General features: G+C 45.7%; 11 protein-coding genes and 1 pseudogene. All 12 read left to right on the forward strand.

Annotated elements, in window-relative coordinates:
- Position 1 precedes the first annotated feature (1 nt).
- The 12 genes and pseudogenes from BV11031_RS07910 to BV11031_RS07960 all read left to right on the forward strand — a co-directional run bounded on the left by BV11031_RS07910 (position 2) and on the right by BV11031_RS07960 (position 14,783).
- Positions 2 to 3,841, forward strand: a complete 3,840-nt coding sequence (locus BV11031_RS07910; protein ID WP_082246384.1) for a non-ribosomal peptide synthetase — start codon at positions 2 to 4, stop codon at positions 3,839 to 3,841.
- A 108-nt stretch (positions 3,842 to 3,949) separates the two neighbouring features.
- Positions 3,950 to 4,342 carry a DUF1360 domain-containing protein gene (locus BV11031_RS07915; RefSeq protein ID WP_010330632.1) on the forward strand — a complete coding sequence of 131 codons (393 nt, stop codon included), beginning with the start codon at positions 3,950 to 3,952 and terminating at the stop codon, positions 4,340 to 4,342.
- A gap of 152 nt (positions 4,343 to 4,494) precedes the next feature.
- Positions 4,495 to 6,027: a glycoside hydrolase family 10-like protein gene (locus BV11031_RS07920; RefSeq protein WP_010330633.1), complete on the forward strand. Its 1,533-nt coding sequence runs from the start codon at positions 4,495 to 4,497 to the stop codon at positions 6,025 to 6,027.
- A 114-nt stretch (positions 6,028 to 6,141) separates the two neighbouring features.
- Positions 6,142 to 6,246, forward strand: a pseudogene (locus BV11031_RS22895) (GNAT family N-acetyltransferase); the annotation flags it as partial.
- Positions 6,247 to 6,250: 4 nt separating this feature from the next.
- Positions 6,251 to 6,670 carry a GNAT family N-acetyltransferase gene (locus BV11031_RS07925; protein WP_241210326.1) on the forward strand — a complete coding sequence of 140 codons (420 nt, stop codon included), beginning with the start codon at positions 6,251 to 6,253 and terminating at the stop codon, positions 6,668 to 6,670.
- Between the two features lie 439 nt (positions 6,671 to 7,109).
- The gene (locus BV11031_RS07930) at positions 7,110 to 8,252 is read left to right on the forward strand and encodes an acyl-CoA dehydrogenase family protein (RefSeq protein WP_010330635.1); all 1,143 of its coding nucleotides are present in this window, start codon (positions 7,110 to 7,112) and stop codon (positions 8,250 to 8,252) included.
- Positions 8,253 to 8,295: 43 nt separating this feature from the next.
- Positions 8,296 to 9,942: an AMP-binding protein gene (locus BV11031_RS07935; protein ID WP_010330636.1), complete on the forward strand. Its 1,647-nt coding sequence runs from the start codon at positions 8,296 to 8,298 to the stop codon at positions 9,940 to 9,942.
- Positions 9,943 to 9,951: 9 nt separating this feature from the next.
- Complete coding sequence (locus BV11031_RS07940) at positions 9,952 to 11,286, forward strand: acetyl-CoA carboxylase biotin carboxylase subunit (RefSeq protein WP_010330637.1); 1,335 nt, start codon at positions 9,952 to 9,954, stop codon at positions 11,284 to 11,286.
- Between the two features lie 14 nt (positions 11,287 to 11,300).
- Positions 11,301 to 11,519: an acetyl-CoA carboxylase biotin carboxyl carrier protein subunit gene (locus tag BV11031_RS07945; protein WP_010330638.1), complete on the forward strand. Its 219-nt coding sequence runs from the start codon at positions 11,301 to 11,303 to the stop codon at positions 11,517 to 11,519.
- Between the two features lie 17 nt (positions 11,520 to 11,536).
- The gene (ldeG, locus tag BV11031_RS07950) at positions 11,537 to 12,439 is read left to right on the forward strand and encodes a hydroxymethylglutaryl-CoA lyase (RefSeq protein ID WP_010330639.1); all 903 of its coding nucleotides are present in this window, start codon (positions 11,537 to 11,539) and stop codon (positions 12,437 to 12,439) included.
- A gap of 17 nt (positions 12,440 to 12,456) precedes the next feature.
- Positions 12,457 to 13,239: an enoyl-CoA hydratase gene (locus tag BV11031_RS07955; protein WP_010330640.1), complete on the forward strand. Its 783-nt coding sequence runs from the start codon at positions 12,457 to 12,459 to the stop codon at positions 13,237 to 13,239.
- Between the two features lie 8 nt (positions 13,240 to 13,247).
- A complete protein-coding gene (locus BV11031_RS07960) occupies positions 13,248 to 14,783 on the forward strand; it encodes an acyl-CoA carboxylase subunit beta (protein ID WP_082246381.1) in 1,536 nt (511 codons plus the stop codon).
- Positions 14,784 to 14,920: the final 137 nt, after the last annotated feature.

The following is a 14,920-nucleotide window of genomic DNA, read 5'->3' on the forward strand; positions in this document are numbered from 1 at the left end:
CGTGAAGAAAGGTGCAGATACTATGGATATCATCAAAAAAATCAAGAACATTTATCCTCTGAGTCATATGCAGGAAGGAATGCTGTTTCATTCCTTCCTCCGTAAAGAGGAGGGGGCATACGTTGAGCAGTCGCTCTTCACCATTAAAGGGAGCCTCAGTTATGAATGGTTTCAGCGCAGCATTCAAACCATCATCGACCGCCATGATATTTTTAGAACCGTGTTTTTGCCGCACGTCCCGCATTTGTCGGGACCTCGGCAAGTCGTGATGACAGAACGCGAATTCCATTTGTACAGCGAAGACATTTCCCACCTGCCAATAAACGGCCAGAAAGAGTATATTGAATGCTTTAAGGAGAAGGACAAGCAAAAAGGCTTTGATTTGCAAAAAGACATGCTGATGCGGATTTATCTATTCAAAACAGCTGAAGAGGAGCATGTTTGCATCTGGAGCCACCATCACATTTTAATGGATGGCTGGTGCCTTGGCATCGTTCTTCAGGAATTTATGCGGATTTATCAATCGATCTATGCAGGAAAACCGCTTTCTTTAGACCCTGTCCGTCCGTACAGCACCTATATTTCCTGGCTGACAAACCGTGACAAAGAAACAGCGGCGAAGTACTGGGATTCCTATTTAAAAAACTACAGCACCCCATCACCGCTGCCTCGTGTGTCTGATGAAGAAACAAAAGAGGGTTATCAACGTGAAGATTTGATATTTTCATTAAATAAACCACTGACAGACAAGCTCAAAGAGACTGCTAAACAACATGGGGTCACGCTTGCCACCTTTATTCAGGCAGTTTGGGGTTTGATGCTGCAGCAATATAACCGCACTGACGACGTTGTATTTGGCGCGGTTGTCTCAGGCAGACCGTCAGAAATTCCGGGTGTGGAACAAATGATAGGATTGTTTATCAATACCATTCCGGTTCGCATTAAAACATTTCAAGGCGAAACGTTTCAGGAGCTGGTCAGACGATGCCAGAAAGAAATGCTGGAAGTTGAGCCGTTTACCTGCCAGCCTTTATTTGATATTCAGGCAAACACCGCTTTAAAACAGGAACTGATTGATCACATTATCGTTTTTGAAAACTACCCGATACAGCAGAAAATCGCCGATTCAGCCGATCAAACCGATTCACCGCTGCAAATCGATCAAGTGAAGGTATCTGAGCAATCAGGATATCACTTTAATCTTGTCGTTGCTCCCGGCGAAGAACTGATCATCAAATTCAGCTATAATGCGTTCATTTACGATGCTGCCTGGATCAGCTGTATCAAAAGACAATTTACACAAGCGCTAGACACAGCGGCGCATCACCCTGACATTCCCATTGCTGATTTTTCTTTTCTTGATGCAACAGAAAAAGAGTTGATTGTCACACAGTTCAACAATACAAAAACAGAATATCCAAAGAATCATACAATTATAGATTTATTTCGTGAACAAGCAGAAAAGACGCCAGACCATATCGCACTTGTGTGTGGGAATTTGACTTTTTCGTATAAAGAACTTGATCAACGCTCTAATTCACTAGCCAGAGCGTTATATAAAAAAGGGTTTCGGAAGAACGAGACAGCCGGCATATTGGCTGCTCATTCTCCTGAATTCATCATTAGTGTGCTTGCCGTTTTAAAAGCAGGGGGAGCATACCTCCCGCTTGATGCCGAGCTTCCGCCTGAACGTGTCAGCTTTATGCTTGAGGAAACGCAGGCAAAAATGCTGATTATTCAAAAGGGGCTGGAGCAAAACGCTGCGTTCTCAGGGACATGTATCATTTCAGATGCGCAGGCATTGACGGAAGAGAATGATATCCCAATCAATATCACCTCCAGCCCGGAGGATTTTGCATACATTATGTACACCTCAGGCTCCACAGGCCGGCCAAAAGGCGTCATGATCACCAATCGCAATGTCGTGTCCCTTGTCAAAAACAGCAATTACACGTCTGCGTCCGTTGATGACCGGTTTATTCTGACTGGATCTATCAGCTTTGACGCCGTCACCTTTGAAATGTTCGGGGCGCTTTTAAATGGCGCAAGCCTTCATATCATTGATAAATCAACAATGCTGTCACCTGATCGGTTTGGGGCGTATTTGCTTGAAAATGGCATCACAGTGCTCTTTTTAACAACGGCTCTTTTTAATCAGCTGGCTCAAGCTCAAGCAGACATGTTTCGCGGGCTCCATACGTTTTATGTCGGCGGAGAAGCACTCTCGCCCGCCCTTATCAATGCTGTCAGACACGCCTGTCCAGATCTGGCACTTCATAATATTTACGGGCCTACGGAAAACACGACATTTTCAACATTTTTTAAGATAAAAAGAGACTATGCAGGGCCGATTCCGATCGGAAAACCAATCAGCAATAGCACCGCATTCATCTTAGATACACAAGGACGCCTTATGCCAATAGGTGTTCCCGGCGAGCTTTGTCTCGGAGGTGATGGGGTTGCAAAAGGCTATTTGAACAGAGAAGACCTGACAAATGCTGTTTTTTCTCCTCACCCTTTCTTGTCTGGAGAAACAATCTATCGAACCGGTGATTTGGCGCGCTGGCTGCCCGATGGAAATGTAGAATACATCGGCAGGATTGACAGGCAGGTGAAAATCCGCGGAAAACGAATCGAGCCCGCCGAAATTGAAGCGCGGCTTTTAGAAATAGAAGGCGTGCAGGAAGCGGCAGTGACATTGAGAGAAAAAGATGGAGAGGCAGAGCTGTACACTCATTACGTCAGCGATGGCAAACGAACAGAAAAGGTGATCCGTTCCGATTTGGCCCGAGTGCTCCCAGACTATATGATCCCGCAGCACTGGGTGCGTGTGGACCAGATGCCGCTCACCGGAAACGGAAAAATAGACCGCAGTGCCCTTACTATTCCAAAAACCAAACCTGACAAACGCCAGAACATCACACTGCCCAGAAACTTAGTTGAGAAAGAGTTGGCGAACATTTGGAAACATGTTCTCGATGTCCAGACCATCAGTATTGATGATGACTTCTTTGCTCTTGGCGGACATTCACTAAAAGCACTGCAAGTCATACACAAATTGAAGCATCAGCAGCAAATAGACATACCGATAGATCTCTTGTTCGAATATCCGACAATTGCTCAGCTTGCCGAAAAACTTTATTCCAAACAGCTGACAGCGGCAGATGAACAACATGTGATCAAATTAAATCAGCAAGGCGCGCAAAACCTTTTCTGCTTTCCGCCGATATCTGGATTTGGCATTTATTTTAAAGATCTTGCATTATTGCTGAATGACAAGGCGTCCGTATACGGCTTTCACTTTATTGAAGATGACACCCGCATTGAACATTATGTCAATAGCATCACAGACATACAGCCTGAAGGCCCTTACGTTTTATTAGGCTACTCCGCGGGCGGAAATCTGGCTTTTGAAGTGGTACAGGCAATGGAGCGCAGAGGATTGGAAGTCAGTGACTTCATGATCGTGGACGCTTATCTAAAAGAACAGCCTATCCCTATCGATGCTGGAAATGACGAATCTGCATCATACTTGCCTGAAGCGGTCAGAGAAAAGGTGATGAAGAAAAAAAGAAACTATCAAGCATATTGGGCCCAGCTACTGAATGAAGGGCACATCAAAGCAAACATTCATTTCATTGAAGCTGGAATTCAAACCGAAACCGGGCATACAGGCTTAACGAAATGGAAACGCGCCGCCTGCGGAAACTACAGCGAATACACTGGTTTTGGCGCTCACAAAGACATGCTGGAAGGCACATATGCTGAAAAGAACGCTGACATTATCCTCGACATTTTAGACAAGATCACTTCAAATAAAGCACTGCTGCACAAACGATAAAGCGATTTAGCGGACAGAGGCATTCTCTGTCCGTCTTTCTTTTTACATCAAGAATGGATAAAGAACACTAGGGAATGATAACATCATCCTTTTTCTTGGAGGCTTGTCATGGATCGTCTTTCTTTGCTTACTTTTATCATGCTGATACTAGCCAGTTACAGGCTGACACATTTAATTGTATTCGATAAAATCACGGAATTTATCCGAAAACCTTTTATGAAAAAGAAAAGGATCGTTGATCAAAATGGTCATATAGATGAAAAAAGCGTGCCGGCTTCTAATTTTGGATACATGCTCAATTGCTACTGGTGTGCCGGCGTTTGGTGTGCGATCTTGATCGGATTGGGCTATCTCTTTTTGCCTCGTATTGCAGTTCCAGTCATCTTTATTTTAGCCATCGCAGGAGCACAAGCGATTCTTGAAACAGCTGTCGGTGTCGGCGTAAAACTCGTTGATGTGTTAAAGAGCCTGCAAACCATGATAAATGATAAAAAGTCCTAAAGCAGAGCAAATATGCTTCAGGACTTTTTTCGTTTATCTGGTGATATAGACGTAAATCCTGATTTCTTCAAACCGATTAAGCACCCTTTTGCAGCCCGGGAATACCGTAATAGCGAAAAGTGAAAGTGATGTAATGGGGGAGAAGAAACAGAATGAAGGTTCGCCAAAAGCCGATTGTCCGTTTCCTTGTCAGCTTGATCATCGGAACGTTTGTCATCTCCGTTCCGTTTATGGCCAATGCGCATCCTGACAGGGAACTAAGAGCCGTATGGATTGCTTCCGTTTTAAACCTTGATTGGCCGTCAAAGAAAGGTTTAACAACGGAAGAACAAAAACAAGAGTATATCAAACTGCTTGACGATGTACAGACAATGGGAATGAATGCCGTTATTGTTCAGATTAAACCGACGGCAGATGCCTTTTATCCGTCCGCTTACGGACCTTGGTCTGAGTACTTAACCGGTGTCCAAGGCAAAGACCCGGGCTATGATCCGCTAGCATTTTTGATTGAAGAAACCCATAAACGAAATTTGGAATTTCACGCATGGTTTAATCCTTACCGTATTACGATGAATCATACGGATCTCGATAAATTGTCTAAGGATCATCCGGCACGAAAGCATCCAGAATGGGTTGCCGCTTATGGAAACCAGCTTTATTACCATCCGGGCATTCCTGAAGCGAGAGATTTTATCGTGAAAAGCATTGAGGAAGTCGTAAAACATTATGATATCGATGCTGTTCATATGGATGATTATTTTTATCCCTATAAAATAGCGGGGCAGGAGTTTCCTGATCAAGGACAATATGAACAATATGGAAAAGACATGTTTTCCAATATTGATGACTGGCGGCGTGATAATGTGAACCAGCTAGTCAAACAAATCAACCAAACGATCAAGGCCGCGAAACCCTACGTCAAATTCGGCATCAGTCCATTTGGTGTATGGAGAAACGCTGCAGATGACCCGACCGGATCAAATACCAAAGCAGGCGTCAGGAACTATGACGACCTATACGCCGACACAAGACATTGGATTCAAGAAGGAGACATCGATTATATTGCGCCGCAAATCTATTGGAGCATCGGCTTTAACGCAGCGGCTTACGACGTGCTGGCTGATTGGTGGAGCAATGAAGTCAACAATAGGCCTGTTCATTTATATATTGGGCAGGCAGCTTATAAAATCAACAACAACTTTGATCCGCCATGGTCCGACCCTGAGGAGTACGTAAGACAAATCACCTTAAACCGTCAGCTTGAGCTTGTAAAAGGAAGCATGCACTTCAGTCTCAAAGACCTCAACAAAAATCCGCTTGGCATTAAAGACAGGCTCATCACCGAGCTTTACAGCAAACCGGCATTGGTTCCGCAAATGCCTTGGCTTGACAGTGCCGCACCAAAAAAACCAAAGCTTACGAAGGTCACCAAAGACAAAAACGGAAACCTGCTGCTCATTCAAGACCACCCGTCAAATCAAAAAACGAAAGAAACTACCTATTATGCGATATACAGAGCCGAAGGGGAATCGACCAAAACATTGCTGGGAACCGTGAGAAAAACAAATGGGCAGCAAACCTTCTTAGATGAAACAGCAGACCCAAACAAGAAGTATACGTATTATGTCACTTCAGCAGACCGGCTCCATAACGAAAGCAAGGCTTCCAAACGAAAGACAAAATAAGAAGTGAGAAGGACGGCTTTCAAAGTCGTCTTTTTTTAAAAAGTGATGTTGGAGACAGGATTCTTATGATAAGCCGCTGAATTTGTTAAAGAAAAAAAGCAAGGGGAGACTCACATGAATATGGAAGCGGTTTTTGGACATTTCCCAGTATTGGAATCTGAGAATCTAGTTTTAAGTAAAATTGAAGAGATGCACGTACAGGATGTATTTTCGATCTATGATAATGTCAAAGTATTTGAATACTGTGGGATCATCCCAAAACATAACTTACAAAACAGTACATAAAATGATTGGCCATTTTGATCGGGATTACAAGAAAAAAAGCAGGATCAAGTGGGGAATTTTTCCGAAGAGCCAAGAGAATGCACTGGTTGGGATTATAGAAGCGATGGATTTTAACCAGAAAGCAAACATGGTAATAATTGGATACTACTTAGCTGAAGCATACTGGGGGAAGGGCTTTGCTACAGAGTCCGTCCGCATGCTTGCAGCTTTTTTATTTAAAAACGTCAATGTAAACAGAATTCAAGCTGAAGTCATGCCTGAAAATGAAGCTTCAAAAAACGTCCTCTTAAAAAAACAATTTTACAAAAGAAGGATTGCTCAGACAGGCTACCTATTGGTCAGGGAAAGGAGTTGTTGATGTAGAGATATACGGCCTTCTTAAGAATGACTACATATAAGTCTTTCTTTTTCAAATACGATTCGAATATCAATGTCTGACAGAGGAGCTCACTCAATTGCGGGGTGAATTCTGGTTTAGGCGCTGCACTATTTTTTGTCCAGTCTCAAAATATTAATCGGTTACAGTACGCTGTGATATAGCTCGGTTTATGAGAACAGCCGTCGGTTGATTGATTGACACGTTCCCACTTGGAATCACCCTATCATCTCTTTCCGGACACTGCTGAACAGGCAAATCAATGCGTTTGCGATATGATGATGTCCGCCTAAATTTGATCAACCCGTTGATATTTTCACATAAAAATGATTTGGTTTTTAATTTTCAGACTTCTTCTCTCAGGGAATGATTACAGAACTCGCCTAATAGGATGTTACAAAGATGTGAAGGAGGAAACCATGTGAATTTTGAGCTGACAAAAGAACAGCAAATGGTACGTGAAATGGTAAAGGATTTTGCGAAAAAAGAAATCGCTCCTCACGCTGAACATGTAGATCAAACAGGCGAGTTCCCGATCCAAACATTCAAAAAAATGGGTGACATCGGACTGATGGGCATTCCATTTCCGGAAGAATACGGCGGATCAGGGGGCGACACGATTTCATATGCCGTAGCTGTTGAAGAGATCGGAAAAGCCTGCGGCAGTACTGGATTGAGCTATGCAGCGGCGGTCTCGCTCGGCGCAAGCCCGCTTTATTACTTCGGAACAGAAGAACAAAAACAGGCGCATTTGACTCCGCTGGCTTCGGGTAAAGCACTCGGGTCATTTGGCTTAACGGAACCAAATGCAGGCTCAGATGCAGGAGGCACTCAAACGAAAGCCATGACAAAAGGAGACGATTATGTCATCAACGGCGAAAAATGCTGGATCACGAATGCAAGCTACGCACGCACGGTGATTGTAACCGCAGTAACAGGCAAAAACAAAGACGGAAAAAACATCATTTCCGCTTTGATCGTGCCCACTGACACACCCGGACTTACGATTACCAGCCCGTACGATAAAATGGGCGTTCGCGGTTCAAACACAGCAGAAATTTTGCTTGAGGATGTCAGAGTGCCTGCGGGCAACTTACTCGGCGACCCAACAAAAGGGTTTAAGCAGTTTCTATACACGCTGGACGGCGGGCGGATCTCCATTGCTGCTCTTGCAGTCGGCATCGCTCAAGCGGCACTTGAAGCCTCATTGGCATATGCGAAAGAACGGAAGCAGTTCGGAAAGCCGATTTCTTCCTTTCAGGCGATTCAATTTAAGCTTGCTGACATGGCGATGGAAATTGACCTTGCCAGACAAATGGTGTTAAAAGCCGCTTGGCTGAAAGACCATCACCGCCCGTTCACAAAAGAAGCGGCGTACGCCAAGCTGTTTGCATCTGAAATGGCGACAAGAGCATGCAATCAAGCCATTCAAATCCACGGAGGTTCAGGCTACATGAAGGAATATGGGGTGGAACGGATGCTGCGGGACGCAAAATTAATGGAAATCGGTGAAGGCACATCTGAAATTCAGCGTATCGTGATCGCCAGACAGCTTTTAACATAAAAATGTAAACGCTTTCTCATTGCGTAGAAAGGTGGAAAAGTGCATGGCAGAACTCATCCATTCCACAATCGGCAGACTGCTTGAACAAACCGCTGCAACCTATCCCGACCACGAAGCGGTTGTTTATCCAGACAGACGTATCCGCTATACGTACGCCCAATTTGACTGTCTGTGCCGTCAAACTGCTAAAGGACTCATGCGGATGGGGATCGAAAAAGGAGACCACGTAGCCATATGGGCTTCGAATATTCCCGAATGGCTTGCCGTTCAGTTCGCCACCGCAAAAATCGGGGCCGTGCTCGTGACTGTCAATACCAATTACCAAGCACACGAGCTCGATTACTTGTTAAAACAATCGGATGCCGCGGCGCTTATTGTTATGGATTCCTACCGGGGCACTTCTTACACAGACATCTTAAACAGCCTTATTCCAGAGCTGCAAACCGCTGAGCCCGGCAAGCTGACATCAGAACGCTATCCCTTTTTAAAAACGCTGATCTATATTGGCGAAAAACGTTTGCCGGGCATGTATCATTGGGACGATACAGAGATACTGGCGAAAACAGTGACGGATGCTGAGCTGGAATCTAGAATGAACAGCCTTGAAAAAGATGATGTGATTAACATGCAATACACTTCAGGAACGACAGGCTTTCCTAAAGGAGTGATGCTGACCCATTTTAATGTCATCAATAACGCTTCTAATATCGCTGAATGTATGGCATTAACCTCTCAAGACCGCCTGTGCATTCCGGTCCCGTTTTTTCACTGCTTCGGATGCGTGCTTGGGGTTTTGGCGTGTGTGTCCGTTGGGGCAGCCATGATACCTGTACAAGAATTCGATCCCGTTACCGTCCTTAAGACAGTCGAAAAAGAGAAATGCACAGCGCTTCACGGCGTGCCGACCATGTTTATCGCCGAGCTGCATCATCCGGATTTTCATGCATATGATTTATCGATGCTTCGAACAGGCATCATGGCAGGCTCTCCCTGCCCAAGCGAAGTGATGAAAGCTGTTATTGAAAAGATGGGCATGAAAGACATTACGATCGCCTATGGACAAACCGAAGCTTCACCAGTCATTACGCAAACGAGGGCAAATGATTCCTTCTTAAGGAGAGTCGAAACAACCGGCCGCGCCCTGCCGCATGCAGAAGTGAAAATTGTAGAACCCGGGACATGTCAAGAAGTTCAAAGAGGCGTGCAGGGAGAGCTTTGCACCCGCGGCTATCACGTTATGAAAGGCTATTATAAAGACGAAGAAGCGACCAGAAAAGCAATCAATCCCGATGGATGGCTGTTTACCGGAGATCTTGCTGTCATGGATGAAGACGGGTACTGCCGCATCACCGGAAGATTAAAAGACATGCTCATCAGAGGCGGTGAAAACATTTATCCGCGGGAGATCGAAGAATTTTTATACCGGCATCCCGCTATTTTAGATGTACAGGTCGTTGGTGTGCCTGATACTAAATTCGGAGAGGAGGCCGCAGCCTGGATTAAACTGATAGACGGGAAAACCGCTTCACCTGAAGAAATTAAGGACTATTGCAAAGGGAAAATCGCCCGCCACAAAATTCCGCGTTATGTGATTTTTACAGACGAGTACCCGATGACGGCTTCAGGCAAGATTCAAAAATATAAACTGCGTGAAAAAACAATTGAAATGTTCAACTTATCATGTCAATGAGGTGAAGTCATGTTTACAAAAGTACTGATCGCTAATCGCGGAGAAATCGCAATGAGAATTATCCGAACGTGCAGCCGTCTCGGCATCAAAACGGTCGCGGTTTATTCAGAAGCAGACAAAGACGCCCCCCATACAAAGGCGGCCACAGAGGCTTATTTCATCGGGGAATCAAGAGTCAGTGAAAGTTATTTAAATAGAGAGAGAATCATAGAAACAGCGAAAAAAGCAAACGCCGATGCCATCCACCCGGGATACGGGTTATTATCAGAAAACAGCCGATTTGCTGAACGCTGCAAACAAGAAAACATCGTGTTTATCGGCCCTGCACCCGATATCATCGCAAAGATGGGCAGCAAAATTGAAGCCCGTAAAGCAATGGAAGCGGCAGGTGTCCCTGTCGTTCCCGGTGTTTCCGAATCCCTCGGAGACATTCAGGCAGCCTGCCGCACTGCAAGCCAACTCGGCTATCCTGTCATGCTGAAAGCTTCAGCGGGCGGGGGAGGCATCGGAATGCAGCTTGTTCAAAACGAGGAAGGATTAGTAAAGGCGTACGAGGGAAACAAAAAGCGCGCCGCAACTTTTTTCGGCGATGGGTCAATGTATATGGAGAAAGTCATTGAGCATGCCCGCCACATCGAAGTTCAGCTTTTGGCCGATCAGCATGGCCATACAGTACACCTGTTTGAACGCGATTGCTCAGTTCAAAGACGGCATCAAAAGGTCATTGAAGAAGCGCCGTCTCCATTTGTAGACGATGAACTGAGAATGAAGATTGGGCAAACAGCCGTAAAGGCAGCAAAAGCGATCGGTTATACGAACGCAGGCACCATCGAATTTTTAGTTGACCAGAATCAAAACTTTTATTTTCTCGAAATGAATACGAGATTGCAAGTTGAACACCCCGTGACTGAAGAAATAACAGGCCTGGACTTAGTGGAGCAGCAGTTACGGATTGCCGCAGGCCATACTCTTACACTCTCCCAAAAAGAGATCAAACGAAACGGGCATGCGATAGAGGTCAGAATATACGCGGAAGATCCGAAGACCTTCTATCCGTCACCAGGTACGATCACTGCGTTTTCACTCCCTGACCAAAAAGGGGTGAGACACGAATGCGCGGTAGCAATAGACAGCACCGTTACCCCTTTTTATGACCCGATGATCGCCAAAATGATTGTCAAAGGCCAAACCAGAGCGGAAGCCATTGCAAAGCTGGAGTCAGCGCTCCGCGACTATCGGATAGAAGGAATCAAAACAAATCTACCTCTTCTCATACAGGCTGCAGGATCAAAAGCATTTAAGGAAGGGGATATCACGACTGACTTTTTGAAACAGCACCTATAAAGGAGGCAGTTGCTATGACGGTTATGATACAAATGGCGGGAAACCTGTGGAAAGTCCACGTTAAAGCCGGCGATCAAATTGAAAAAGGCCAGGAAGTTGCCATTTTGGAATCAATGAAAATGGAAATCCCGATCGTTGCAGACAGAAGCGGAACCGTAAAAGAGGTCAAAAAACAAGAGGGGGATTTTGTAAATGAAGGAGATGTGCTGCTCGAACTAAGTGATTCCATTTAATGTTGGGGAGGCAGACCATGTCATATCCTAAAAAAGTGACCATCAAAGAAGTCGGCCCGCGTGACGGCTTACAAAACGAGCCCATATGGATACAAACAGAAGATAAAATCGCTTGGATCAACCAGCTATCCAAGTCAGGGCTTACTTACATCGAAATCACATCCTTCGTTCACCCGAAATGGATTCCCGCGCTTCGAGATGCGATAGACGTCGCAAAAGGCATCGACCGTGTAAAGGAGGTAACGTACGCGGCACTTGTTCCGAATCAAAAGGGACTGGAGAACGCGCTTGAAGGAGGCATTGACGAAGCTTGCGTCTTTATGTCCGCCAGCGAGACGCACAATAGAAAAAACATCAACAAGTCCACTTCTGATACTCTTCACATTCTCAAACAAGTAAACGATGACGCAATACAAGCAAACCTCACAACAAGAGCCTACCTCTCAACCGTTTTCGGCTGTCCGTATGAAAAAGATGTTCCCATTGAACAAGTGATTCGCCTTTCTGAAGCCCTATTTGAATTTGGAATTTCTGAACTGTCGCTTGGAGATACAATCGGAGCGGCAAATCCCGCCCAAGTTGAAACCGTGCTTGAAGCTCTTTTGCCACGATTCCCCGCCAATCAATTGGCCCTGCATTTTCATGATACGAGAGGAACCGCTCTGGCCAACATGGTCACAGCGCTCCAAATGGGCATCACTGTGTTCGACGGCTCGGCAGGCGGGCTTGGAGGCTGTCCATATGCCCCAGGGTCATCAGGAAACGCCGCAACTGAGGATATCGTATACATGCTTGAACAGATGGACATCAACACAAATGTCAATCTTGATAAACTGCTATCCGCAGCCAAATGGATAGAAGAAAAAATGGGCAAACAGCTGCCAAGCCGAAATTTACAGGTATTTAAATCATCTTCATAAAAGAGAGGGCAAATACAATGGGAGAATCGATTCTTTTTACTGTCCAACATGAACATATTGCGTTGATCACCTTAAACAGGCCTGAGGCGGCAAATGCTCTTTCAGCGGAAATGCTTCGAAACCTGCAATTGATTCTTCAGGAAATTGAATTCAACGCAAACATCCGCTGCGTCATCCTCACAGGTACCGGCGAAAAAGCGTTTTGCGCGGGGGCAGACTTAAAAGAACGGCTAAAGCTGAAAGAAGATCAGGTTCTTGAAAGTGTATCTCTCATTCAAAGAACCGCGGCTTTGCTTGAAGCCCTGCCGCAGCCGGTTATAGCTGCGATAAACGGAAGCGCATTGGGCGGCGGTCTTGAATTGTCATTGGCATGCGACCTTCGAATCGCAACTGAATCTGCCGTGCTGGGCCTTCCGGAAACAGGGTTAGCCATTATCCCAGGCGCTGGAGGAACCCAAAGGCTCCCGCGGCTGATCGGCAGAGGAAAAGCAAAAGAATTAATTTATACAGGCAGACGCGTAACTGCACACGAAGCAAAGGAGATAGGCCTTGTAGAGCATGTCACGGCACCCTGTGACCTCATGCCAAAAGCAGAGGAACTGGCCGCAGCCATTTCTGCCAACGGGCCGATCGCCGTCCGCCAAGCTAAATTCGCGATCAATAAAGGGATGGAGACAGAGCTTGCTACAGGTCTCGCGATTGAACAAAAAGCATATGAACATACCATTCCGACAAAAGACAGAAGAGAAGGGCTTGAAGCGTTTCAAGAAAAAAGACGGGCCGTATATAAGGGCATATAAAGGAGGCAATGTTCATGGATTATGAAAAGGAACGAACAGAACGGGCCGATCGGATACGACAAGGCGGGGCGGAAAAGTATCATCAGAGCAACCAAGAAAAAGGCAAGCTCTTTGTCAGAGAGCGGCTTGCTCTTTTGTTTGACGATGACATCGAGCTTGAAGACGCTTTTTTTGCGGAATGCATGTCAGACGGGCTTCCCGCTGACGGAGTCATTACAGCCATCGGAAAAATCGGCGGCGAAACCGTTTGCGCCATGGCCAATGACTCAACGGTAAAAGCAGGCTCATGGGGAGCAAAAACCGTTGAAAAAATCATCAGAATTCAAGAAACAGCGGAAAAATTAAACTGTCCGCTCCTTTATTTAGTCGATTCAGCAGGCGCCAGAATCACCGACCAAATCAATGTATTTCCAGGGCGGAGAGGTGCGGGAAGGATTTTTTACAATCAAGTCAAATTATCAGGACGCATTCCGCAAATCTGCCTGCTTTTCGGGCCATCTGCGGCAGGGGGCGCTTATATCCCGGCCTTCTGTGACATTGTCGTCATGGTAGACGGTAACGCCTCCATGTATTTAGGCTCACCGCGGATGGCGGAAATGGTTATCGGCGAAAAAGTGACTCTCGAAGAAATGGGCGGCGCCCGTATGCATTGCTCAATTTCCGGCTGCGGAGATATTCTAGCAGAAACAGAGAAAGAAGCCATACGTCTGGCACGGACTTATTTGTCTTACTTCCCGGCAAATTATCAAGAAAAAGCACCTATGCAAGAGAAACGCCCGCCAAAACACTTCGACTCCCAGCTTGCCGACATCATTCCGCAAAACCAAAATGCGCCTTTTGATATGTATGAGCTCATAGAGCGGGTCATTGATGAAGGGTCTTTTTTTGAAATCAAAGCTTTATTCGCACCTGAATTAATAACGGGCCTCGCACGAATTCACGGGCAGCCTGTCGGCATTGTTGCCAATCAGCCGAACATAAAAGGCGGTGTCTTATTCCACGATTCGGCAGACAAAGCGGCTAAGTTTATTACCTTATGTGACGCGTTTCATATCCCATTGCTGTTCCTAGCGGATATACCCGGCTTTATGATCGGCACAAAGGTAGAGCAAGCGGGCATTATCAGGCACGGCGCTAAAATGATTTCAGCGATGTCAGAGGCAACTGTTCCTAAGCTCTCTGTCATCGTCCGAAAAGCATACGGAGCGGGGTTGTATGCAATGGCAGGGCCGGCATTTGAACCGGATTGCTGCCTGGCGCTCCCAACCGCCCAAATCGCCGTCATGGGCCCAGAAGCAGCTGTAAACGCCGTCTATGCAAAAAAAATTTCCGAGCTGCCGAAAGAAGAGAGGGCGCCGTTTATCAGCAGCAAACGGGAGGAATACAAAGAGGACATCAATATATACCGCCTGGCTTCAGAAATGATCATCGATGCCGTGATCCCGGCCAATTCGCTGCGCGATGAACTGGCCAAACGGCTCAAAGCATACATGACAAAGGAAATGACATTTACGAATCGAAAGCATCCGGTTTATCCGGTATAAAAAAGCAAGGACTTTAGGGAGCGCAAAAAAGCGTTCCTTTTATATATTAACAATAATAACATTATGTTAACTAACTAACTTTGCATAAAACGCGATGTTTTTTAGAATAGTAAATAAAGGCTGCCGCTTCTCTAGCG

It is taken from the genome of Bacillus vallismortis (assembly GCF_004116955.1).
In the GTDB taxonomy this organism is placed as follows: domain Bacteria; phylum Bacillota; class Bacilli; order Bacillales; family Bacillaceae; genus Bacillus; species Bacillus vallismortis.

Bases quoted from the DNA above. Each gene is read 5' to 3' on its own strand.
- BV11031_RS07915 (WP_010330632.1), top strand. From the start codon at position 3,950: ATGGATCGTCTTTCTTTGCTTACTTTTATCATGCTGATACTAGCCAGT.
- BV11031_RS07920 (WP_010330633.1), top strand. From the start codon at position 4,495: ATGAAGGTTCGCCAAAAGCCGATTGTCCGTTTCCTTGTCAGCTTGATC.
- BV11031_RS07925 (WP_241210326.1), top strand. From the start codon at position 6,251: ATGTCAAAGTATTTGAATACTGTGGGATCATCCCAAAACATAACTTAC.
- BV11031_RS07935 (WP_010330636.1), top strand. From the start codon at position 8,296: ATGGCAGAACTCATCCATTCCACAATCGGCAGACTGCTTGAACAAACC.
- BV11031_RS07940 (WP_010330637.1), top strand. From the start codon at position 9,952: ATGTTTACAAAAGTACTGATCGCTAATCGCGGAGAAATCGCAATGAGA.
- BV11031_RS07945 (WP_010330638.1), top strand. From the start codon at position 11,301: ATGACGGTTATGATACAAATGGCGGGAAACCTGTGGAAAGTCCACGTT.
- ldeG (WP_010330639.1), top strand. From the start codon at position 11,537: ATGTCATATCCTAAAAAAGTGACCATCAAAGAAGTCGGCCCGCGTGAC.
- BV11031_RS07955 (WP_010330640.1), top strand. From the start codon at position 12,457: ATGGGAGAATCGATTCTTTTTACTGTCCAACATGAACATATTGCGTTG.
- BV11031_RS07960 (WP_082246381.1), top strand. From the start codon at position 13,248: ATGTTCATGGATTATGAAAAGGAACGAACAGAACGGGCCGATCGGATA.